Origin of the sequence: Nonomuraea sp. NPDC049129, assembly GCF_040648495.1 — a bacterium.
Classification (GTDB): Bacteria; Actinomycetota; Actinomycetes; order Streptosporangiales; family Streptosporangiaceae; genus Nonomuraea.
The window spans coordinates 1-21976 of sequence record NZ_JBEZDU010000032.1 but is presented as its reverse complement, the minus strand read 5'-3'; the positions used below and the strand labels follow the sequence as shown (position 1 = coordinate 21976).

23 protein-coding genes and 2 pseudogenes are annotated in these 21976 nt (G+C 67.7%); 13 read left to right on the top strand and 12 right to left on the bottom strand.

All coding sequences use genetic code 11. The features are described 5' to 3' along the window. Window positions 1-69: 69 nt before the first annotated feature. The 5 genes from AB0B64_RS52340 to AB0B64_RS52320 form a co-directional block, all read right to left on the bottom strand. Entirely contained in the window at window positions 70-366 is a 297-nt protein-coding gene (locus AB0B64_RS52340) for a universal stress protein (protein ID WP_358199237.1), read from the bottom strand. Further along, window positions 261-653: a universal stress protein gene (locus tag AB0B64_RS52335; protein WP_358199224.1), complete on the bottom strand. Its 393-nt coding sequence runs from the start codon at window positions 651-653 to the stop codon at window positions 261-263. The genes AB0B64_RS52340 and AB0B64_RS52335 overlap by 106 nt, the downstream gene beginning before the upstream one ends. Next, window positions 650-1024 (bottom strand): 2Fe-2S iron-sulfur cluster-binding protein, encoded by a 375-nt coding sequence (locus tag AB0B64_RS52330; RefSeq protein WP_357952166.1) that lies wholly within the window; start codon window positions 1022-1024, stop codon window positions 650-652. Before AB0B64_RS52330 ends, AB0B64_RS52335 begins: the two co-directional genes overlap by 4 nt. Window positions 1025-1203: 179 nt before the next feature. Continuing rightward, window positions 1204-1359: a dsRBD fold-containing protein gene (locus tag AB0B64_RS52325; RefSeq protein ID WP_358199209.1), complete on the bottom strand. Its 156-nt coding sequence runs from the start codon at window positions 1357-1359 to the stop codon at window positions 1204-1206. After that, complete coding sequence (locus AB0B64_RS52320; protein WP_358199202.1) at window positions 1356-3929, bottom strand: cation-translocating P-type ATPase; 2574 nt, start codon at window positions 3927-3929, stop codon at window positions 1356-1358. Before AB0B64_RS52320 ends, AB0B64_RS52325 begins: the two co-directional genes overlap by 4 nt. A 697-nt stretch (window positions 3930-4626) precedes the next feature. Between AB0B64_RS52320 and AB0B64_RS52315 the strand changes: the two genes are divergently transcribed. Continuing rightward, complete coding sequence (locus AB0B64_RS52315; protein WP_225302609.1) at window positions 4627-4830, top strand: DUF1918 domain-containing protein; 204 nt, start codon at window positions 4627-4629, stop codon at window positions 4828-4830. Window positions 4831-5126: 296 nt separating this feature from the next. Here the strand turns inward: AB0B64_RS52315 and AB0B64_RS52310 are convergent, their stop codons facing one another. After that, window positions 5127-5816 (bottom strand): CBS domain-containing protein, encoded by a 690-nt coding sequence (locus AB0B64_RS52310; protein ID WP_358200003.1) that lies wholly within the window; start codon window positions 5814-5816, stop codon window positions 5127-5129. 375 nt (window positions 5817-6191) lie between these two features. Here AB0B64_RS52310 and AB0B64_RS52305 point away from each other — a divergent pair, with 375 nt between their 5' ends. From AB0B64_RS52305 to AB0B64_RS52285, 5 genes and pseudogenes are all read left to right on the top strand, one after another. Continuing rightward, on the top strand, window positions 6192-6317 hold the full coding sequence (locus tag AB0B64_RS52305; RefSeq protein WP_357952170.1) for a hypothetical protein: 126 nt from the start codon (window positions 6192-6194) through the stop codon (window positions 6315-6317). Continuing rightward, entirely contained in the window at window positions 6296-6583 is a 288-nt protein-coding gene (locus AB0B64_RS52300; protein ID WP_357952171.1) for a hypothetical protein, read from the top strand. Before AB0B64_RS52305 ends, AB0B64_RS52300 begins: the two co-directional genes overlap by 22 nt. Then, window positions 6580-6717 (top strand): annotated as a pseudogene (locus tag AB0B64_RS52295) (carbamate kinase); the annotation flags it as partial. The gene AB0B64_RS52300 and the pseudogene AB0B64_RS52295, both read left to right, overlap by 4 nt. 88 nt (window positions 6718-6805) lie before the next feature. After that, the gene (locus AB0B64_RS52290; protein WP_358199182.1) at window positions 6806-7600 is read left to right on the top strand and encodes a carbamate kinase; all 795 of its coding nucleotides are present in this window, start codon (window positions 6806-6808) and stop codon (window positions 7598-7600) included. Window positions 7601-7610: 10 nt separating this feature from the next. After that, the gene (locus AB0B64_RS52285) at window positions 7611-7700 is read left to right on the top strand and encodes a universal stress protein (RefSeq protein WP_358199996.1); all 90 of its coding nucleotides are present in this window, start codon (window positions 7611-7613) and stop codon (window positions 7698-7700) included. A gap of 78 nt (window positions 7701-7778) precedes the next feature. Here the strand turns inward: AB0B64_RS52285 and AB0B64_RS52280 are convergent, their stop codons facing one another. The 3 genes from AB0B64_RS52280 to AB0B64_RS52270 all read right to left on the bottom strand — a co-directional run bounded on the left by AB0B64_RS52280 (window position 7779) and on the right by AB0B64_RS52270 (window position 9958). Then, window positions 7779-8096, bottom strand: coding sequence for a BON domain-containing protein (locus tag AB0B64_RS52280; RefSeq protein ID WP_358199165.1), 318 nt, complete (start codon window positions 8094-8096; stop codon window positions 7779-7781). Continuing rightward, window positions 8056-8325 (bottom strand): hypothetical protein, encoded by a 270-nt coding sequence (locus tag AB0B64_RS52275; RefSeq protein ID WP_357952175.1) that lies wholly within the window; start codon window positions 8323-8325, stop codon window positions 8056-8058. Before AB0B64_RS52275 ends, AB0B64_RS52280 begins: the two co-directional genes overlap by 41 nt. A gap of 244 nt (window positions 8326-8569) precedes the next feature. Next, a complete protein-coding gene (locus AB0B64_RS52270; RefSeq protein WP_357952176.1) occupies window positions 8570-9958 on the bottom strand; it encodes a DUF4389 domain-containing protein in 1389 nt (462 codons plus the stop codon). 416 nt (window positions 9959-10374) lie between these two features. Between AB0B64_RS52270 and AB0B64_RS52265 the strand changes: the two genes are divergently transcribed. Beyond that, the gene (locus tag AB0B64_RS52265; protein ID WP_358199146.1) at window positions 10375-10590 is read left to right on the top strand and encodes an SHOCT domain-containing protein; all 216 of its coding nucleotides are present in this window, start codon (window positions 10375-10377) and stop codon (window positions 10588-10590) included. 50 nt (window positions 10591-10640) lie between these two features. Further along, window positions 10641-11366, top strand: a pseudogene (locus AB0B64_RS52260) (type I glyceraldehyde-3-phosphate dehydrogenase); the annotation flags it as partial. 42 nt (window positions 11367-11408) lie between these two features. On the opposite strand, the gene AB0B64_RS52255 reads toward AB0B64_RS52260, so the two are convergent. Next, a complete protein-coding gene (locus tag AB0B64_RS52255; RefSeq protein WP_358199138.1) occupies window positions 11409-14318 on the bottom strand; it encodes a pyridoxamine 5'-phosphate oxidase family protein in 2910 nt (969 codons plus the stop codon). Continuing rightward, window positions 14315-15064 (bottom strand): HAD-IA family hydrolase, encoded by a 750-nt coding sequence (locus AB0B64_RS52250; RefSeq protein WP_358199128.1) that lies wholly within the window; start codon window positions 15062-15064, stop codon window positions 14315-14317. Before AB0B64_RS52250 ends, AB0B64_RS52255 begins: the two co-directional genes overlap by 4 nt. 177 nt (window positions 15065-15241) lie before the next feature. Here AB0B64_RS52250 and AB0B64_RS52245 point away from each other — a divergent pair, with 177 nt between their 5' ends. The 5 genes from AB0B64_RS52245 to AB0B64_RS52225 all read left to right on the top strand — a co-directional run bounded on the left by AB0B64_RS52245 (window position 15242) and on the right by AB0B64_RS52225 (window position 20950). Continuing rightward, window positions 15242-15928 carry a hypothetical protein gene (locus AB0B64_RS52245; protein WP_358199114.1) on the top strand — a complete coding sequence of 229 codons (687 nt, stop codon included), beginning with the start codon at window positions 15242-15244 and terminating at the stop codon, window positions 15926-15928. Continuing rightward, window positions 15856-16728 (top strand): hypothetical protein, encoded by an 873-nt coding sequence (locus tag AB0B64_RS52240; RefSeq protein ID WP_358199108.1) that lies wholly within the window; start codon window positions 15856-15858, stop codon window positions 16726-16728. Before AB0B64_RS52245 ends, AB0B64_RS52240 begins: the two co-directional genes overlap by 73 nt. A gap of 702 nt (window positions 16729-17430) precedes the next feature. Further along, the gene (locus AB0B64_RS52235; RefSeq protein ID WP_357962559.1) at window positions 17431-17793 is read left to right on the top strand and encodes a hypothetical protein; all 363 of its coding nucleotides are present in this window, start codon (window positions 17431-17433) and stop codon (window positions 17791-17793) included. A 462-nt stretch (window positions 17794-18255) separates the two neighbouring features. Continuing rightward, on the top strand, window positions 18256-19674 hold the full coding sequence (locus AB0B64_RS52230) for a hypothetical protein (RefSeq protein ID WP_358199095.1): 1419 nt from the start codon (window positions 18256-18258) through the stop codon (window positions 19672-19674). A gap of 394 nt (window positions 19675-20068) precedes the next feature. Continuing rightward, window positions 20069-20950 carry a hypothetical protein gene (locus AB0B64_RS52225; protein ID WP_358199084.1) on the top strand — a complete coding sequence of 294 codons (882 nt, stop codon included), beginning with the start codon at window positions 20069-20071 and terminating at the stop codon, window positions 20948-20950. A 294-nt stretch (window positions 20951-21244) separates the two neighbouring features. Here the strand turns inward: AB0B64_RS52225 and AB0B64_RS52220 are convergent. Further along, window positions 21245-21976: hypothetical protein (locus tag AB0B64_RS52220; protein WP_358199077.1), on the bottom strand; the 732-nt coding region annotated here is incomplete at its 5' end.

Sequence of the window (21976 nt, the reverse complement as noted above, 5' to 3'; positions counted from 1 at the left end):
TGGACGACGTAGGTGACCAGCCGATTACGGGTCCTGGGCATGGTCGGCAGGACGACGTGCCGGCGCGGTTCATCTCGGTGGGAGTCGCGGTCTCAGATTGGCGGTGGGGATCACCACGACCGGGCACCAGGCTTCGAGCAGTGCGGTCTGGGTGACCGGTCCCAGCAGAAGGCAGGTGGGTGACTCGTTCCCCCGGTTGCCGAGCACGAGGAGCGTCGCATCTTTGGCTGAGTCGATCAGTGCGCGCTGGGGCCGCTCGATCACGAATTCCGTCGTGACCGGTACGTCGGGATGTCTGCGCGCCAGTTGGGATGCGACTTCATGGAAGCGAGCCTCGGCTCCCCTGCGCAGCGCGTGCGAATCCACCGACCACGACCCGGATCTCCTGGCTGCCCGGTGATGGGAGGGGCCGGAGCCAGGTTCCGGGCACGGCGGACACCATCGTCCACCACGCCGCCGGCGACCTGCTCGATCTGCGCCAAAACTTCCGGCGCGACAGGCCTGAGGGCGTATGGCCAGTGCCAGACATGGCAGACCAGTAGGGGGAGCCTCCGCAGCCGCGCCTCTTCGACTGCCCAGCGCAGTGCCTGCCCGCTCTCAGGCGAATCGTCGTAGCCGACCAGAATAGGCCGACCGGCATATCGATCGCTCACTGCCACCCTCCGGAGGAGGAATTCTCTGGCTTTGCCGCATAAGCTTTCCCCCAGCCGGTGAGATGAGACCCAATGGCGATGAAACTCCTGGCCTCATCTCGCTTGCTGTAGACCGTCTTGGACGCGCTCTTGACCTGGTCCGCAGTTCGTGAATCGGAATTCTCGGAACAGGACTCAGCATTCGAATATTCATCTTTAATATTCGTTACCCTTCCGCCGGATCTCACCAGGCAGGTACGGCACGAGCCGACCGAAGTCAGACGATCATCGTGGCACAACGTGGGCAACTCGATGCCTGCCGCGCGCACGACATCGAGCACCGAGGCGTCATCCGCCATCTGGGCGGTCACACCTTCGACCTGAACCCTCACCGCCCCCACCCCCCGAGCCGTTCGCCGTAGGCGCGGGCGAGGCAGCGTACCGCTGCTGGTACGCGCCGCCCGAAGGCACACAGGCTGGCCTCACCCATGACCCGGCGCAGCCTCGCGGCCCGCCCAGACGTCCGCCCGCAAGGGGGCGGGACCGCCGTTAGCGCCGGTGACGGCCGGGCTCACCATGTGCGGCTCGGCACGGCCAAATCCGCGAGTTCGGTCATGTCGTGCTGCGTGACGAGGGCCAGCCTCTCGGCGAGATCCGCCAGGGCGCGTGAGGTCGCCAGCTCGTCGCCGATCTCGGGCTCGGCGGGCTCGGCCGGGTCGCGGGTCACGCGCGGGATTGATCACTGTGGCCGGGCTGGTGGGCATGGGCGGGGGCGCCTGGTGGGAGGGGCTGTGGCGGGCGGGAGCGGTGCAGGATCCGATCAAGCCGGACGGCGGCGTAGCCGAGGGTGGACAGCGTGGTGACGATCAGCAGGTCGCCCAGGGGCAGTGGTTCGGTGCCGAGCAGTTCGCGTAGCGGCGGCATGTACAGGCCGGCGAGCTGCAGGGCGAACGCGCCGGCGACGGCGAGTAGCAGCATGGGGTTGGCCGACGTGCCGGGCCTGGTGCGGGAGCCGAGCGCGACGCCGAGTTGGGTGGCGCCGAGGGCGAAGAAGGCCATGCTCTGCCACGGTCGTCCCGTCTGGTGGGCCCAGAGGGCGACGCCCAGGGTGACGGCGGTCAGGATGATGGCGATCCGGATCACGCGTTGCCACAGCCCGGCGCCCAGGATGCTCTGGGTGGGCGGCGGTGGTGGGGTGGTCATGGCGCCGGGCACGGCCGGTTCGCCGCCGAGGGCCACGCCCGGCAGCCCATGGGTGAGCAGGTTGATCCACAGGATCTGGGCGGGAAGCAGGGGGAGTGCGAGGCCGGCGAACGGCCCGAGCAGCATCACCGCGATCTCGGCGGCCCCGCCCGAGAGGGCATACACGAGAAACCGGCGGATGTTGGCGTAGACCCGGCGGCCCTCCTCGACAGCCGCGACAACGGTGTCCAGGTTGTCGTCGGCGAGTACGAGGTCGGCGGCTTGGCGGGCGACCTCGGTGCCGCGTTTGCCCATGGCCACGCCGATGTCGGCGCGTCGTAGCGCCGGTCCGTCGTTGACGCCGTCACCCGTCATGGCGAGGGTCTCGCCGCGTTCTCGCAGTTCCTGGATGATCTCGAGCTTCTGTTCCGGGGTGGCCCGGGCGTACACTCCGGCCCCGGCCTGATCGAAGGGGTCGCGGCAGTCCACGACCGGGTCGCCGGCGGTGATGATGCCCAGCTCGGTGGCGACGGCGCGAGCGGTTCCGGGGTGATCGCCGGTGATGAGGAGCGGTCTGATGCCGGCCTGTTTGCAGGCGGCGATCGCGGCGGAGGCCGCAGGACGCGGCGGATCCAGGATCGCGACCAGTCCGAGCAGCGACAAGCCGCTCTCCCGCGCTGTTTCCGGGACGGTGTCCAGGTCGGCGCCGGCCACCGCCAGGACCCGGTATCCGGCCTGGGCGAGTTGCTCGGCTCGTTCGGCCGCGCGGGCCAGCAGCGCCGGGTCGTCGATCAGGACAGGGGGGTGGAGCAGCGCTTCGGGTGCTCCCTTGCAGATCACCCGGCCGCCGCCATCGGGCAGGCGGTGCCCGGTGGTCATCCGCTTGCGTTCACTGTCGAAGGGGCGCTCGGCGACGCGCGGGAAGCGGCCCTGCAGTTCCTTGCGGTCCAGGCCGAGCTTGGCGGCGGCGGTGAGCAGGGCCGCCTCGGTCGGGTCGCCCAGCGCCGTCCACTCCTCGCCGGCCTCCCGCGGCGGCGACAGCCGCGCGTCGTTGCACAGGACGGCCGCCGTCAGCAGGTCGGTGAGGCCCGCTCCGCCGAGCGGGCCGTCGGCTACGACCTCGCCGTCGGGTGCGTATCCGGAGCCGGTGATCGTGGCCTCCCCTGTGGGGGTCCAGAGGTGCCGGGTGACCATCCGGTCCTCGGTGAGAGTCCCGGTCTTGTCGGTGGCGAGCACCGTCACCGAGCCCAGCGTCTCCACGGCGGACAGCCTGCGTACGAGAGCGTCGCGCGCGGCCATCCGGCGAGCTCCCAAGGCCAGGCTCAAGGTCACGACGGCGGGCAGCGACTCGGGCACCGCCGCGACCACCAGGCTGATCGCGGTCACCACCATCAGCTCGACCGGTTGCCCACGGACCAGCCCCAGGGCCAGCACCACCGCGGACAGCAACACTGTGACGCCGGCCAGCAGGCGGCCCACCCCCATCAGCCGCCGTTGCAACGGCGTCAGACCGGCTCCCTTGACCATCATGGACGCGATACGGCCGCTCGCGCTGGCCGCCCCGACGGCCGTGACCACCGCCCGGCCACGCCCTCTCACCACGACGGTGCCCGAGGAGAGCGGATCGCCGCCGGCCTTGTCCACCGGCGCCGACTCACCGGTCAAGGACGACTCGTCGATGAGCAACGCCGCCGACTCCACCACCGTGGCGTCGGCCACGATGATGTCGCCTTCGGCCAGCACCAGCAGATCTTCCACGACGACCTCGGCCGCCGGAACCTGCGCCTGGGATCCGTCGCGGATCACCCGGGCCACCGGCGCCGTGAGCTGTGACAATGCCGTGATGGCCCGGTCGGCGCGCACCTCCTGCGCGACCCCGACGGAGGTGTTGACCACGACCACGAGCAGGATGACGGCGGTGTCGGGCCAGTCGCCCGTGACGATGGTCAACGCCGCCGCCACGAGCAGGACGACGATCAGCGGATCGCGAAGCTGGGCGAGCACCCGCCGCCACAGCGGAACGGGCGGCTGCCGCGGGAGCAGGTTGGCCCCGTCCCGCTCCAGACGCACGGCCGCCTCCGCCGCCGACAACCCAGCGGGCGCGGGAATCACCATGTCTTCCTCTCTGACCTGCTGTCTTCGGGTCGGCCGCATCGGGGGCGCCGCATCATTTCCCTATCTGTTGTCGCACGGGATGAGCAGTCGAACCAGAAGCGAAGGTCCCATCCGGCCAGGGCCGAATGGCAGGCATCTCGTACCCCGTCTTCATCTGATCTAGCAGTGCGTGAGGTGAAAGGGCAGGTCAGGACTGCGGTCGACGGTGTGTGGCGATCGCAGGTGGAGCGGCGGCGTGACGGGACAGATGCCGAGGGGCCGTGGACAAGGATCTGGTCGCCGCGCACCTCGCTGGACGTGTCGGCCGGGGGCCGAAGATCAACATTGTCAGCGCATTCAGCCGCGCAACGGAACGTCCCGCGGTTCGGGGCACGCCTGCCTCTCCTGTGCCGCCGCATGGCCGTGTGCACCCGCGTTAGCCGCAGCCTTCATGCTCGATCTGCACGCCGCCTGATGAACATCGACGTTGGGAAGGTGCCCACATGCGTGCAGGTAACGCACCGTGGCGGCCTGGGCGTGAGCTTCGACGAGATTGGTGTCACTGGTGCCCTTTTCGACAGGCACCTCAGGACAGACTTCTGAGGGCCGAAGGTCCCCCGCTGTGGAGACTTCTGGCCCTGCTGGATACCGACCAGACCCTGCAGAAATGGAGGCGAGTGATTACCACCGTCTTGTACTCGGAGAAGAGGAGAACGCCATGAAGGCCGCAGTGGGTGATCGGCTGATCGTGGAGGCCACGCGCGGCACCAGCACCCGCCCCGAAGGATTCATCATGAAGGTGAACCACCTGGACGGCTCCCCGCCCTACCTGGTCCGCTGGCTGACACCGAACGCGAGACCCTCGTCTTCCCCGGCCGCGACGCACGAGTGGTCCAAGCCGCGCGATGACCAGTGCCGGTGAGCCGTTGGATGCGGCGCTGCTGCGGCCAGGGAGGTTCGACCGGCAGGTCACCGTGCCGCTGCCGAACCAGAGCGAGCGCGACGGCCGGCATACTGAGTGAAGGCCAGGCGCTCGATCAGGTCGTCCGCGGAAAGGGGCGGCCGACGTAGCCGGGTGATGACCCGCAGGTCTCCCGTACGGGCGGCTCGGGGTAGGCGACGGGCGCCTCGACCAGCTAACCGACCTTGGCCCGTTGAGGCCGAGCAGGGCGTAGATCCGTCCCGGCTGCTGTCTCGCTGCTGTCTCGGAGGAGAGGTTCACGAACGATCCCAGATGACAGGCAGTTCCAGGACGTCGTCTTCCTGCCAGGTGAGAGCTCTCTGGACGTCGACGATCCCGTCCAACCCTTCGGCCGTGCGGACGGCGGTGGCCGCCTCGCTGCGCTTGCCCGTGTGGCCGGACAGCGTGACGATGCCGTTGTGGACTTCCACGATGATCCCGTCGCGGTCGTTCCACCGGGCAGGCGATGGGATGCCTTCGACGACGCGCCGCCTGATCTCGTCATCGTCGCGTAGGTACATCCTGAGCAGGTCCCGTCTGCTGACAATGCCTTGCAGCCTTCCCTCGGCATCGACCACGATCAGCCGCTTGACGCCGCACTCGTCCATGATGCGGGCGGCCTTGGAGGTCGAGGCGGATGCGGTGACGGTCACTGCGGGCGTGGTCATCAGGTCGGCTGCGGTATCCCCTGCGGCCTTCCTTCTCCCATTCTCCACCTGACCGGTCATCCGCCGGCGCATCCGGGCGTACAGCGGCGGCTGGTAGCTTTCGCCGTAGTACTGCTCCCGGAACTCCTCCTTGCGCATCAGGTCTCCTTCGGACACCACGCCAAGGACCTGCTCATCGCCGTCCACCACGGGCACGGCGCTTATGCCCTTCGCCACCAAAACCTCGGCGACGTCCTTGAACAAGGTGTCCGCCATGACCGAGGTGACCTGGGTGGTCATGACATCCCTCACTGTGATCCGCATCGTGGACCCTCCTTCCGATCCTCCCTTCCATGAGATCGCCATCCGCGGGCGCCATCGTAGGGGCGAAAGCCCCTGGCCCTGCCTGCTTTGGAAATGCCGAAAGTCCCACGTCGGCGCACGGCCGGCGCCTCTGCTGCCGGTCAACCCACGAGGCCGAGGGAGGGACGCGGCTGCGCCGGCGAATCCCTCTGTGAGGTTGGGCCCATCAGAGCATGCCCAAGGTCCCTAGGCCGCGGATGCGGCTCCGGAAACCATCGGAGGGGAGTGTCGCCCGGCTCTTGCGACCCGCGGGGGATGCCACCGCCAATGGCCGTTTCACGCGGTGCAGGCGGACAGGTAGAGGAGGGTTCGATGAGGGAGAGGAAACGCCGGGACGTGATGCCGGCCCAAGCCGATGTGGACCGCGCCGGCGCCGGCGACCTGTTCAACCTCGCAGTGACGTCGGTCCCGTTCCTGTGCAGGTCGGCGCGTGCCTGATCCTCGATACGGGACCCCGCTTCGACCTGAAGCGGGCGCGGCGGCTCATCGCCGAGCGCGTCGGTACGGTGCCGCGGCTGCGGCAACGGCTGGGCCCCGGCGCGATCTTCCTGCACTGCCTGCCCGCCCACCGCGGCGAGGAGGTCACGGCGGAGGTGATCGACGGCCCCGCGTCCCAGGTGTTCCACCAGGCGGCCAACCGGCTGCCCACGGCGCAGGCCGTACTCGAAGCACTGCTCAAGCGCGACCTGGCAGGGGAGTTGTGAGGATCGTCATCGCGCTCGGCGGGAACGCGCTGCTGCACCGCGGCGAACGCGCCGACGCCGCGACGCAGATCCGCAACGTCGCGACCGCCGCCGAGCAGATAGCGCGCGTGGCCGAGCGCCACCAGGTCGTCATCGTGCACGGCAACGGCCCCCAGGTGGGGCTGCTGGCCGAGGAGAGCGAGCGCGACCCCACGCTGGAGCGGCTACCCCCTGGACACCCTGGTGGCAGAGACGCAGGGCATGATCGGCTACTGGCTGGCGCGCAGCGTCGGCCGCCGCCTGCCCGACACCCAGGTGGCCGCGCTCATCACCCAGGTACGCGTGGACGCCGCCGATCCGGCCTTCGACCATCCCGAGAAGCCCATCGGACCGTACTATCCGGCGGCCGAAGCCGAGCGGCTGGCAGGACAGCGCGGCTGGACCTTCACCCAGGACCGGCACGGCATGCGGCGCGTCGTCCCCTCGCCACGGCCCATCGGGATCATCGAGCTGCCGATCATCCGGCGCCTGCTGGACGACGGTTGCCTGGTGATCGCGGGTGGGGGAGGCGGGGCGCCCGTCACGGCCGACCAGACGGGAGTGGAAGGCGTCGTGGACAAGGACCTGGTCGCCGCGCTCCTCGCCGAGCAGGTCGGGGCCGACCTGCTGGCCGTCCTCACCGACGTGCCCTACGTGTACGCCGAGTACGGAACGCCCCGCGAGCATCCCATCGTGCACGCCACGCCTGACGAGCTGGACGCCGGATCGTTCGCGGCCGGATCCATGCGGCCGAAGATCAAAGCTGTCTGCGCGTTCAGCAGCGCCACCGGACGACCCTCGGCCATCGGCGCCCTCGACGAACTGGAGGCGGTCGTGACCGGCGCCCGCGGCACTCGAATCCAGCCAGCACCTGCTCAATTCCACACCGGAAGCCCGAAATCCCCTGAAGACGAGGGACGCCCCCCAGCGGCACGGCCCGTCCGGGAGACGGTGAAAGGAGGGCGGTCAAGCGGAGGACACGAGGAGGGGTCGAACTAGGCGTGGGGGGCTGCGACGCGCTCTGCTCGGATCCGTCAGCCAGGCCATGGGGCGCCACGCTCCCTGCCCCGTCGCGGTGATGCACGAACCGTCGAGGTGACCCGGTGCGGGGCTCGCCAGGTTCATGGCCGAGCAGAGCGCCGCACCGCGACCTTCGACACCTGCGCGCGCCGGACCGTCAGGCGTCCTCCTCATCCCACAGCAACTCGTCTCGCACGTCTACGACGCCATTGACTCGGGCCGCGCGACGGTTGATGAGCGAAACGTCGGTGCGGGTGCCTGTGCGCCCGTCCAGTGCAACGACGCCATCTTTCACCGCCACCTCGACATGAGAGGTGTCCACCCAGGCCAAGTGGTCGAGCTCCTCCCGAATCTCGTCGGCGATGTCCTCGTCCGGGCGGAGGAACACCTTGACCAGGTCGTGCCGGCTGACGACGCCGACCAGGCACCCCCGGTCATCGACGACGGGCAGGCACACGACGCCATACTCGTCCATCAGTCGCATCCATCAGTCGCATCGCGTACACGATGGCGTGCTGCGGCCGGATGGTGATCGCCGGTGCGGTCATCAGCTCGGCCGTGGTGCCCGCGCCGATCTTCTGCATGGTCCGCCTGCCGCCCGGAGACAGACGCCGCCGGAGGCGGGGCCGGATCGGCGGTGGGTAGCTCTCTCGGGAGTACTGCTCCTTGAACTCCTCCTTGGGCAGCAGATCCGCCTCGGACACGATTCCGATCTCCCATGACAGCGGGAGAACTTCGGCCGGACGAGTGCCGTTGGTCCTGACTGCGAGGGCCGGACGATCAGTACGCGGGAAAGGACCTGGTGGAACAGTGAGACTGGTCCCGGTCGGGGCGATGTGGTGCTCGCGGACGATGGCCGCCATCCTCCGGCCTCGTGATGGATGGTCTCGGCGTTGCGCAGGCCGGCTCGGAGCGAACGCGATCGCTGTGCTTGCCCGATGTCGACGGTCATGGAGTCGGCGCCGGCTGTCTGCGCTCGGGGGTGGGGGCCGCGGCCAGGCGGACACCGATGAGGATCAGCGTGGTGCCGGAGAGCAGGAGGACCACTGCGGCGATGAACAGCCCTGCCGTGAGCCCGGCCAGCCAGGGCAGGGTGGCGGCCAGCTTGAGATCGGCGGCTACCGGGGAGGTGCCGTCTGCGTTCATGATCACGACGGTCCAGTCGCCCGGCTGGACGTCCCACTCCAGGTTCCCGGAGCCGCTGGCCGCCCAGAAGGTCTTCGAGCCGGGCAAGGTGTCCGGTCTGCCGCCGGGGTGGTGCTGGTAGCCGATGTCGTCGCCGGTGCCGCGGGTGATCTGGTCGTGGGCCACACCGTTCAGGTAGGAGTCGGCGTCGGCTCGGCGGGCGATGCCCACGAATAGCGGCGTGCTGGTGCCCTTGGCCTCGACGCGTACCCGGCCCACCAGGTCACGCAGGAAGTCCACCCCCAGGCCGCTGACGGCGATCTGCTCCGTGGTCAACGCGTACGTCGCGGTCGTGACCCGTCCGGCGTTCGTGGCGACGAAGCCATCGCTGCTGCGAGCTCGGTCCAGGAGACCTGAAGCGGTGCCCGCCGCGGCGGTGCCGATCGCGCCGAAGGCCAGCAGGGCGCCCATGGTGATGGCCACGATCGAGCCGGCGCCGTGCCGTACGGGAATGTGGGCGGCCGGAGCCGGGGATTCGAGGCTGGGCAGTTCGTGGCCGCCCTGCTCCAGGCGGAACGGCGGGTAGGCATCGGTCATGAGGCAGGCGTAGGCGGCCACGCGCAGTGCCCACCGGTTCAGGCCGAGTACGAGGTCGAAGATGCCGTGCGGGTAGCGGCCGGTGAACAGCAGGAAGGCGGCGGCGATGAGGACGAGCAGCCCGATCAGGCCGCCCCAGTCCAGGGTGTAGAGCACGCCGTCGGCGTCGGGTAGGCCGCTCCGCCAGGAGATGACGCTGCCGCTGGTGAACAGTCCCACGATCAGGTACTGCGGGATGGCCAGCAGCCACCATTTGATCAGCACCAGCCCCCGCGAGAGCCGCTCGGGGTAGTCGATCTCCAGCGTGGCCGGGTAGTCCGGGGCCGGGCCGAGGGTGAAGGGCGGGTAGCGGTCGGTGCCTAAGGCGCCGTAGCTGTAGTAGGCCACCCGCCAGGTCCAGCGCAGCACACCCAGGTTGAAGTCGAACAGCGCCCGCGGATAGCGGCCGGTGAACAGGATCGCGAAGAACGCGATCACCGTGAGGACACCGAAGGCGATCCACAGGAAGCCGAGCACGATGTAGTGGGGAATCGCCAGGAACCACTTGACGATCCACAGGCCCCGGTTGAGCGGTTCTTCCAACCTGGCCTCGACACGCACGGGATAAGGGTTCATCCATCCAGCCCATCATCCGGCGCACCAAGTGGCAGGTGCCGAAAGTCCTCAGTATGAGCGCTGTTGGACCTCTGTCGCGGCGGCTCACCGAGTCCGTGCCCTGCCCGCGACTTGCGCCAGATCCGCTGCCGCACGCCGTGCAAGACGTGGGGCTAGGTCACCCTGACGCACCTTGGCGGGCAGGAACTCGGGCCGGGCCTCGCTCCATCCTCGCCTCCCGGCCGGAAAGGCCGAAAGCCTCCTAGAACAGGGACTTTCGCCGCTGTCGACGGGTGCGTTCCGTTGCGACCCTGACCTTGAGCGGAGGCTTCGCTCAAGGAGGAAGGCACTCAAGGAGGAATGACATGGGAGTCATGAATTCCCCCGCCGGCCCTTGGAACGGATGGGGCCACATGTGGGGCAGTGGATCGGGATGGATGTGGGGCGGCTTCATGATGCTGTTCTGGATCGGCCTCATCGCTCTGGTGGTGTGGCTGGTCGCGCGGGCGTTCACAGGCCAGGACCTCAGATCGTCGCTTGAACGCTCTGGTCTCGAGCGGGCGCATGAGGTGCTCGCCGAGCGGTACGCCAGCGGCGAGATCTCCACCGATGAATACCGGGACAGGCTCGATCATCTCGACCATACGGGATAGCCCGGCAAGAACGTGGACGTGATCGTCCGGGTTTCCGCCTCAGGAGACGCGTGGAACTGGTCATCGACGCCACCGGTCGCTTCCGGACCAGGGATGCGCTGGCCGGCCATCTGAAGGCGGGTGCCCGCAGGGTGCTGTTATCGGCTCCCGGCAAGGGCCTGGACGTCACCATCGTGCCCGGCGTCAACGACGCCGCCTACGACCCGGCCCGGCACGAGATCGTCTCACTGGCCTCGTGCACCACCAACTGCGTCGCTCCCATGGTCAAGGTGCTTCACCAGAGCTTCGGCCTGGTGCGCGGGTTCATGACCACCATCCACGCCTACACCGGTGACCAGATGCTGCTGGACGGGCCGCACAAGGACCCGCGCAGAGCGCGTTCGGCCGCGGTGAACATCGTGCCGACCACCACCGGCGCGGCCCGCATGGTCGGCCAGGTGCTGCCCGAGCTGGAGGGCAGGCTGGACGGCATCGCCATCAGGGTGCCCGTCGAAGACGGCTCGATCACCGACCTGAGCGCCCAGCTCTCCCGACCGGTCACCGCGCAGGAGGTCAACGGCGCCTTCGCCACCGCTGCCGCGGGTGAGCTGCACGGCATCCTGCGCTACAGCACCGATCCGCTCGTCTCCCGCGACATCGTCGGTGACGCCGCCTCGTGCGTGTTCGATTCCGGGCTCACCCAGGCAGGCGGCGATCTGGTCAAGGTGTTCGGCTGGTACGACAACGAGTGGGGTTACGCCAACCGGCTGGTCGAAATGGCTCAGCGAATGGCATGACGCCGGAAGCGCCTTCTGGTTCGGGACCTTCGTCCCTTCGGCTCACCGGCCGTGGATGCGGCGGCCGGTGATCTGGTGCGGGACGATACGGATGTAGAGCTGCCGGTCGCCACCGGCCCACGGGGTGATGTCGGAATCGGTGACCTTGGCCAGCTCATCCGGCGGCACGTGGTGGGCGGGGCCCTGAATGAGGACGCTCCATCCCTCACGCTGGGCCTCGTCCAACCTGTCGACCTCGAAACCGATTTTGATCTCTACGCCTTCCAGACCGGTGCGCAGGTCCTGGTCCATCGGGCCGCCCGGCGCGGTGCGGAACACGATGGCGCCGTCGTGGAGCTTGTAGTTGACGGGCAGAATCGTCGGCCCGTGCGAGCCGTTGAACGCCACTCGGCCGACCCCGCCGGGCGCGATCAGGCGCAGGCATTCCGCGGGATCAAGCACTTCCAGGGCCGGGTCGGCCGAGGCGGAGCCGCCACCCGGCGGACGATCTTGACCGCCACCCAGCAGGTCTTGAACGGTGGTCTCCAGCGCGGCGGCCAGGCGCGCCAGTGCTTCGATGTTCGGGGGGCTCAGGTGCCCTTCGAGGTACTGGACGTACCCGGTGGACATCTGCGCGCGGTCGGCGACCTGCTCGTGGGTGAGGCCCAGCCGCTCGCGATGGTGAATCATGCGACGTCCGAAGTCGCCGGTGCCTGTCATGAACGTCTCCTTGTCATCAGCGGTGAAGGTGCGGCTGGTGCCGCGTGGCAGGGTGACGCCGTCGACACGTGTTCTGTCGTGATCAACGTCGATGACCAGTTGATGACCGCGGTAGCAGATCGGCATGGACAGTGAGCCGAGCCGGTCGGGCAGGAGCGGGTTGAGGTGCAGGCCGTCGCGCCGCAGCTCCAGGCCCAGGTAGCAGCGCTGCAACATATCCAGCGTGCCGGCCATGGCGCCAAGGTGGATGCCCTCCGCGGTGGTGCCGTGCTGGACGTCGTTGATGTCGCTGAACAGCGCTTCGGTGAAGAACTGCCAGGAGCGGGCCCGGTCGGAGCGGGAGAGCACCCAGGCGTGTACGACGGCGCTGAGGGTGGAGCCGTGGCTGGTGCGGGCCAGGTAGTAGCCGATGGTACGAGGGATCAAGTCCGGCGTGGCCGGGTAGCCGAGCCGGTCCAGGATCGCCAGTAACTCCTCGGCGCTCAGCAGGTAGCACAGCATCAGCGTGTCCGCCTGCTTGGCCGCCCTGTAGCGGTTGACGTCGTCGCCGTCGGCTTCGAGCGCGCGGTCCAGGCGGCGCACGCCGCGGTAGCGGGCCCAGTCCAGCTCTAAGAGGTCCGCGTACCCGGTGAACTGGCTGATCACGCCGTCGTGGAAGTCGACACGCATGCGCCGGGTGATGTCGTCCCAGCGCGCCGACTCCCCAGGATCGGCTTTCCCGGTGTCGAGCGCGCGTGAGAGCAGCCACACGGTCATGATGTTGGTGTAGGCGTTGTTGGCCAGGCCGCGGGAGCCGGTCCCTGGGTAGGCAGTGTGGTATTCGTCGGGTCCCATGACGCCGTGGATCTCGTACCGTCCCGATGTGGGGTTGAGCACGGCTAGTGAGGCGAAGAACCTGGCGATGTCGATGAGCAGTTCCGCGCACCACGGAGGCATCGTGCCGGTGGCCAGGTGGTACTGCCACACGTTGTAGGCGATGGCCAGGCCGATGTGCCGCTGCAGGTGGGACACGTCGGGCAGCCAGCGGCCGGAGGCGGGGTTGAGGTGGAGCGTCTGGGTCTCTTCACGCCCGTCGCTGCCGCTCTGCCAGGGGAACATCGCGCCGTCATACCCCGCGTCGCGGGCCGCCGCCCTGGCTTCGGGCAGCCGCCGCCACCGGTAGCGGAGCAGGCCGACTGAGATTTCAGGGAAGCGCAGGTTCAGCCAGGGCAGGACGAACAGCTCGTCCCAGAACACGTGCCCGCGATAGGCCTCGCCGTGCAGGCCCCGGGCGGGCACACCGACATCGAGGTCGGCGGTGTGCGGAGAAAGCGTCTGCAACAGGTGGAAGATGTGCAGGTGGACGATCTGCGCCAGTTCCGGGCCGTCCACATCCAGCCGGGCGTCCTGCCACAGGCGTTCCCATGCCGCCACGTGCCGGGCGAGCAGCTCGTCGAAACGCGGTGCCAGCCGTAATCGGCGCAGGGCCGCAGAGCGGGCGTCGTGGATGGCGGGATCGCGTGAGGTCAGCAGCGCCACGACCTTGGTCACCGTCGCGGGCACGCCCTCGACGACGTCGAGTACGTGCTCGGCGGCGATCCGGTCAGGCGAGCTGGTCACCTCGGGTGCCGCCGGCGCGTCCAAACGCGCGGCGAGCGCGACCGCGATCCGGGAGGAGCGGGTGACCGTGGTGAGCCAGGTCAGCTCGTCTTGCGTGCCAGTCGCGTGGCCGGTCAGATGATCGCCGCGCAGGTCACGATAGCGGGCCACGCCGCTGTTGGTCACCCGGCCGTCCAGCTCCGCGCGCACGCGCAGCGGGCCGGACCAGTTCTCCGCGGTGAAGGTGGTGTCGAGTGCGGCCAGGTACGGGTCGGCCATGGACACCAGACGGCGTTGCCGTACCAGGGTGACGCGGCCTGCCTCGTCACGCCAGCGTAACTCGCGCCGCAGCACCCCCTGCCGGAGGTCGAGCTCCTGGCGGTAGTTCAGCAGGTCGGCCCGCTCCGGGCGGAACCACGCTGAACCGGGGGTGGCGAACGTCAGTGGCAGCCAGTCGGGCAGGTTGACCAAGTCCTCATTGGTGACCGTGCGGCCCGCGACCGTGGAGGCCAGTCGGTCGTAGCAGCCCGCGGCATAGGTGCCGGGCGTGCGCACCTCGCCGTCAGGCGTCGCGCCGCGCGTGGCGAACCGGCCATTGCCCAGCGTGCACAGAGCCTCGCGTAACCCCTCCGAAGCCAGGTCGAACCCCTCGTAGACGAGCGTCCAGGGATTCATCGCCGTATGACAGGGACGCGGCCGGTGATGGCCAGTTCGGCCAGGTCCGTCACGACGACGTCCGCTCCGGCGCGGCGCATCGCGGCTCTTCCCGAGCCCGTCCGGTCCACCCCGACGACCAGGGCGAAGGCGCCTCTGCGCCCCGCCTCGACACCGGGCAGCGCGTCCTCCACGATCGCCACCTCGTCCGCCGGAAGCTCCAAGCGCTGGGCGGCCTCCAGGAACAACGCCGGGTCGGGCTTGCCGGGCAAGCCCAGCCGGGCGGCCTCGGCGCCGTCGACCAGCACGTCGAACAGGTGCGTCAGCCCCGCAGCCGAAATCACCGCGCGGCAGTTCCTGCTCGCCGACACCACGGCGGTACGGCAACCGCGCCGCCGCAGCTCGTGCAGCAGATCGACGGTTGAGCCGAAGGCGGCCACCCCATGCTCGGTGATCTCCTGGACGAACAGTGCGTCCTTGGCCAGCCCGAGCCCGTGCACGGTCGGCGCGCCCGGCTCGTCCTGAGGCCCGCCTTCGGGCAGGCAGACGCCGCGGGAGGCCAGGAACGTGCGGACCCCGTCCAGACGCGACCGCCCATCGACGTAGCGCAGGTAGTCGGCCCGGATGTCGAACGGGGTGGAACGGTCGCGCAGGAAGACGTCGAACACGTGCTTCCACGCCGCCGCGTGCACACGGGCGGTGTCGGTGACCACACCGTCGGCGTCGAAGACCACGCCACGGAGCCGTGTCAGATCGATGGCTGCCATGCCCATCACGCTACGCACCCGTCACTGGGGCAAACAGGGTCCTTCGGCTCTTGCCTGACGGACTTCCGGCCCTGCAACGATGCGCCGTGAGCGAGTCCGATGGAGAGATGACGAAGGAGGACGGATCATGATCATTGTAGGGGTGGACGGCTCGACGACCGCGCGGGCCGCGGTGGAGTGGGCGGTCAACGACGGATCGCTGATCCGGAGGTGGCGGTGCTGGTCGCGTTGGCTCGCAACCACCACGTGCGCGTCTTGCCGGAGTCGCAGGACGGCTTGGCTGTGCGCCGTGCGCTCCTGGGTCACTCCGCGCCGCGGGTGCGCGCCACGGCCCGTCGCGCGGGCATCCACGTGCTCGACAGCCACATCTTTGCCGCGCTCTCGGCAGCCGACGGTCGGCCCGTCCCCGCCGACCCTGCGGCGTCCGGGGTGGAGCTGGCCGACCCGCTGGATGATCCGGTGCCCAGCGTGCGCGTGACCGCGATCACCGGCGGCATCCCTGAGCAGGACGGCGCCCGCTGGGCGCGTGTCCTGGCTGACCCAAGCCCGCAGGTCCGCAAAGCCGCCGCCACACGCGGATACTTCACGCCCTCCTTCGTGTGGGCTGGCCTGGCCGAGGACCCCGACCCGGCCGTGCGCGCGGCGGTCGCCCATTCCCGCTGGGCACCCGCGGAGCTACAACGCCGGCTCTTGTCCGACGCGGACCCGAAGGTGGCAACGGCCGCCGAAGCCCGCGATCCGCTCTCCCTGCCGGTGCGGGTACGCCCGTGCCTGCCCGCGGAGGGGAAATCATGCTGCCGGTCAGCTTCACCCACGACCAGCAGTTTCGTCGGCTCGACCTCACCGCCGTCACTCTCACCCTGACCCAGCAGCACCAACTGGCAATCGCGGCGCGTACCAATGCCGAGGCCCGCGCCGAAGCACGCGCCCGCGTTATCGCCCGCCTGGGAACCTCCCGGGCCGCGGACTGGGTGGCCAACCGCTGGGAACGTTGGTGCGATGTGTTCGCGGTCCCCGCACCGGCACACTCCATGATCGGTTTGGAGCACAGGCTCGCCGCGCCGTTCGTCGGCTCGGCGACCGCTGATGATCGCGTCACCGGCGTGCTCGCGCTGTTCGACGCCGTCCTCGGCCTGGCCGCCGCACCCGGTTTCGCTATGCCAGACCATCGGCCCGAACACCGCTCCGATGCCCTGCACACCAGCGCCAAGGAGCAGAACGAGCAGGAGGCCGCCGACCTGGTGCTGCTGACCGGGCCGTGGGAACAGGTCTTGCTCCCCACACTGGTCACCGTGGACACCGTGTACGGACCACGCACTCCCGCCGCACGACACCTGTTGACCACCGCGGCACGGCTGCCTCGCGCCCGTCTGGACTCTTTGCTCACCAGGCGCATCAGCATTGACGACCAGCGCTGGAGATCCGCTCGCCGCGAAGCGGTCGACGCGGTCGCCGGCCCCCACGACCAGGTATACGCCGCGCACTTTCTTTTCTGGGACGCCGTGACCGTCGCCGAACTCGCCGCCTGGCAGCGACCCACTGATCCGCTGCTGGCCGACGCCCTGTGGGCCGCCGGCGCGGTGGTGTTGTATGGCGAGCAGATGTCGGCGGCCACAGTCGAGATCCTCACTTCGCCCTGCACTGCGGCAGGTCTCTTGCTGTGATCGACTACCGAACCAGCTACCACGCAGCCCGACGATGGGCGGGAGCGCTCGGCTGCTGGCGTTGTCGGGGGGTCCTGCCAGAGCGTTCCGGGCTCCGGTGTAGGCCGCGACGAATTCCTAGTGTCGGGGCGAGCACCGCGGCGCGCTGGCCCACAGACGCAGCCTGCCCTGCCGCCTTCAGTGAATGCGCCACGGCACGGTGTAGCAGCTTGGTCCATGCCTTCGCCTCGATCAGTTCCGGGGGATCTCGGTGGTCGCAAGCAGCGCGCCCGGTTTCAACGCCCACAACGGCCGGCCGAACCAGGTCCGCACTTGCTCCAGAGGTACCACGTCGGCGGAGATCGTCCCGGCCGACTATCCCGCTGCGGCCCTTGGTCAGCACGAACTGAGTCGCTGCCGGCCGTGGCCGACGCTCGGCCGACCGACCGAGCTGCGTCTGTCGCATTCGCGGGGATGTGCTCGCGGAATAACCAGGTCACCGGCAGGGCGTCGAGCCCCGAACACGCCGGCGTCGTAGCCGGCCGACAGGTCACGGCGTTGCCCGATTCGCCGGTCATAATCCGCCACCTGACCCCTCACCGCTGCCGCACTGCTCCTGGCCGCAGGCCCCGCCGCCGCGCAGCACACGAGCCCGCCAAGCACGGCCCCAGAGGGGGACGTGACCGCCCCAGATCATGTGTTCTGCTGTGGTTTAGTTATCGGATGACCGCATCAGGCAGATGGACACGCTCGCTGGCGCCGCTCACCGCCACTGTGCTGATCGCCGCCGCCTGCTCCTCTGACGATCCGCACACGCTCACCTTCGATGTCACGGGCGAAGGAAGTTTCGCCATCACGTACGTCATTAACGGCCGCTCCACGACCGAGCCCCAGGTGAGGCCTCCCTGGAAGAAGGACATCACCCTCGCCGGACAGGGTGAGGACACCTGGAGCCTTTCCATACGGCACCTGGGCGCCGGCTCGGTGAGTGCCGTTGCCTACGTTGACGGCCAGTTCATCACTCAGACCGCAGGCTCAGGATCAAACGGCGGCGGCACCAGTAGCCTTAGCGGCTCCGTCGGCTGAACTACCCTCCCGAACCCACTGGACGCTGACGTCCTTGATAGGCCCTCTGTGTGGCAGACCAAGTAAGCCGGAAAGGGGCAACGGCGGTGGGCACACAGGACAGAGCTGCAATTCTGTCCGAGTCCCGAGATGGCGTCTGACCAGGTCAGCGCAGCCGCGCCGCTGCGCTGGCCCGAATGCCTCAACGCGGACCCCTTCGAGCGCGCCAACCAGCTGGCTCGGGGTATCCGAGCCCAGCGGAGGACCAGGACCGCAGCGGCTGTATCGGCGCAAGCCCGCCACGACCGATTTTGGCGACGGACAGTGACATACGTGCGACAAGCAGCGCCCGTACGGGGTGCCATAGCTGTCATGCCTGAGGGATGGGCCTGATGACTCTGAACGCCTACTGTCCCAGGTGCCACTCAACCAGCAGCGGCATCAGCCAGCGTCCGGGAGACAACGTCGATGGAGCAAGATCCAGTGCGATTGGATGTGGAAGGGTGCGCTCACCTGCTGCACGTTTCCACAGGCGAGGTGCGCGACTGGATCCGGCGAAAGGAGTTTGCCGAGCCAAATGGCATGGCGGCCGGCCAGCCGTTTTGGTCCGAGCGGCGCGTCCTGCGCTGGCTTGTCCGCGGGGACCCGGCCGGCGGAGAACGCGTCCCCATCGAATACTGGCCGCCAGCGCCGCAACCCGCCCCGTACCTCGGAGCCGAAACGGTCCACCAGGTCGGTGTAGGTCTGCGCTGGCGCACCCCACAGGGAGTGGTGTACCTGTTCTTCCACCATCAAGAGTGGGAACACGGCACGCTCGAACTGGCCCAGCACCGACTGGCTGGCCAGGCCGCCGCCATCGTCAAAGTGGATCCGGACTACTCCCACGACGGGCCATCGCTCAGCGCCATCTGCCCCGCCGCGCCACAGCGCGTCTACTGGCCCTCCTGGACTCAGCTGTCTCAGGTATTGGGCGGGCCGATCCCCTTCTGGCCCGCCGGAGTACGCACTGCGGATCTGATCACGCGTTGGCGGCCCGAGGCGGCGCCTCTGGTGGTGCCCGCCTGCCCTGCCGTCGACGTGGTTCCAGCACTGCGGTTGGCTGTCGCCGTCGAGCCGGGGTTCATCCGAGACACCTTGATCAACATGGTCCAGATCATCCAGCAGCAGGCGACCGACGCCGCTCTCCTCGACCTTGAGATGTTTCAGCAGCGGGCCGAGCCTCGCACGTACATCATCGCTGCCGAGCCCATGGCCACCCTGAGCGCCGATCGCGACGACATTCCGGAAAGCCAGCGGCGAGCGACCTGGCTGGAACTGCTCAGCAGATCCGACACGCTGACGGGTCAGTGCGTGCGCCTGGCCCGACGATGGGACGGTGGCAAGGATCTGCCTGCACCTGAAGTGCTCAGGGTCGACCCGGAGGCGCCTGCGGCACGTGAATGGACCGCCCGCCTGGTCCCGTGCCGGCGCACTGCGATGTTCGAGATGGTGGATCCGGAGCAAGAAGCCGCGGCCACGCTGCTGGATCCCCTGACGGATGCGCCGGCCGCCCGTGTTGGCGAAAGAATCCACGCTGCCATTCCGCACCGTCTCACCACCTCGGCTCCACTGGCGGAGATCATTTTGGAGGAGCCGATCTGGGTTCGCACCTCCGACGGCGTCATCTTCCCGGCACCGCGACATCCCGGCTTCGGCATCGGTTGGGGCAACATAGGCCGCGGTGCGACTGCCCTGGCCCTGCTGATCCATCAGCTCCTCCACGACATCACCACAGTGCCGCAGCCCCCCGCTGGAGCACCCTCCGGCCTTCTTGCGTTGACCGCGCGGCCCTGGCCGACCGGAACGGTGCTGACGCGTGAGCAGTTGCAGCAGGCCCTCGATACACCGCGCGAGGACATCTAGACTCGTGCCGCCGATCTGCGCGGTGATCTGCTCGATGGCGCCCTGGGCGGCACACCGCGCGGGGAACGATCGGCCGGCTCCGTGCTCACCGCTGCGAGCACAGCACGTGCCACCGAATCACGGACGCACTTCATCGTTCTTACAACACTGAAGCACTTCTTTTTCAGGCCAAGGAATGCGAAAAAATACTCTAGTTATAGCTGGCTCTGGATCTCGACTGTCTCTCTATAGGCTACCTTGGTGTGATTGGCTGAATTTATTCTGCGACAAAAAGCAGATAACTAAGCCGGGAAAATTTCACCATACTGCTATCCATGGCCGCCTTGAGGGGGTAGTGGTGCCTTGGGAGCCAATCCTAAACCGCCTGGATCGCTATCTTCGTTCAGTCTATGTGATGACCGTAGTTAGCGGAGCATTCTTTTTGTTTGAAATGTTTGCATTTTTTCTGCAAGGTCCACCCCAAGCGCGTCGGGCTCATATCGTTCAAATTGTCGAAAAAGTATCCGTCGCAAGCCTGAGTGCACTGCAAATTGCAGTAATCGCCGCACTCGTTATTGTTGCTTCCTACTCGATGGGGATAGTCTTGCGGCGAACGGTTTCTATGGCATTCAATGTGCTGTCGAGCCTTTGCAGTATAGGGAAATTTCACCTTAAAGACTCAGGCGCTGTTCGCAATCTTGTCCAATGGCTTAAGGGGCGCTGGTATTTTCGTGAACGCAGCAGACGCCGTTCTTTGGTGGCTGAGCAGAAGCGTCGCGGACGCTCGGATATTTCGTCATTTCTGGCCCAATTGGTGCTTGGCTCTCGCGTCACGAGCGAATCCGTTTGGATGATGCTGCTTACCACCTATTCTGAAGAACGAATCCGCGTAGTGCTCGAAAAGCACTGCTTGAAGGTAAGCATCAACGACGAGGTCTGGAGCACCTATGAGTACTGTAGTACGTGGCTTGCGCGATACGCTCGTGACTTGGCACCGCCAACCCGGGCACAGAATCTGACGCTAGCGTTCGTTACAGTGGTGCCAGCGGCCCTCGCGCCTTCCGCTGTCGGCTCCCTATGGGGTGACGATGTAAATCTGATGTTTTGGGCTCGGGTATCACTGGCGATCTACCTCCTCTATTTCTCCAGGCGGGTATTGACCGCTGTAACATCAAGTTCCTTCCTAGTAGTCGAGACCTTTAGGCAATGGGTCCTTGCTCAGCTACTTGAAGACGGGAAGCCATCCGAACGTGGCAACACGGGTGGCCCTACGGGCGGGACTCGGGACGCGACATAGCGGCATGATCTGCCGCTTACCTTCCTGGAGGAAGAGGCCAACAACCCAAGATAAGGGCGGTGACGATGGTCTTGGCGCAGCGTTCCTTCTTCACCTGTCGGATCCGCGTTTCGCTGTCCAACTCCGCACCTCCGTGTCAACCAGTGGTCTGATTCGACATGTCGAACGGATTGGCAGGTTTCGAATATCGGTGCACTCGACTCACGGTCCCGTCCGAGTCGGCATGACGAGAGCGTTCGACACGCCGACGCGGACAAGCACACCCGACAGATCACCCGGACTCTCCACCGAGGGTCAATCCCCTAAGTAGTAGAGTTGCCACTGGGAGTTGGCCGGGACGTTGTCAAGGTTGTCCTTCCACAGGACGACAGAGTGGTTCTTGCCGATCCCGCCGGCGACGTTCGCCGAGTAGTCGAAGCCTCCCGTCCAGGCGGGCTTCAGCGCATGCCGTCCGTTGGCCAGCAGGTAGAACTCCCAGATCTCGTTCTTCGCCACGCCGTCGTCGCAGTTCCATGTGAGGACGTTTGTGTTGTTCCTCATGGCGCTGGCGTCCACGTTCAGGCACGAGTACACGGTGCGCCCGGTCCCCTCGTTCTGCGCGCGATAGTTGAACAGCGCAAATCCGCACCGCTGGTAGGGACCGTCGTAGTAGCAGTAGGGCGTATCGGGAACCCACCAGGTCTGCCCTGTGGTGCCGTTCTGCGGCCAGACGACCGTTGTGGAGTTCGGTATGTTCCCGGAGGCCGACAGATACAGGTTGCTGTTCCCCGCTTCGATCAGGAACGGGTAGATGGCGCTCGCGGCGGCCGTCGACATTCTGGTCACCCCAGGCCCCGGAGGGGGAGCGGGAATGTCCATCGGCTTCGCTCCGGGCGCCTTGGGCAGTTCGGTCTGGCGCCCGGTCGTGGCTGCGGGCGGCACTTTCGTCCACTGAACCTTTTTCGTGCGCCCAGCAGAGCAGGAGGTGAAGCCGTGACGTAGCGGTGGATCCTGCTGTTCGTAAGCTCGTCGTCGCTTGCCGGTGGA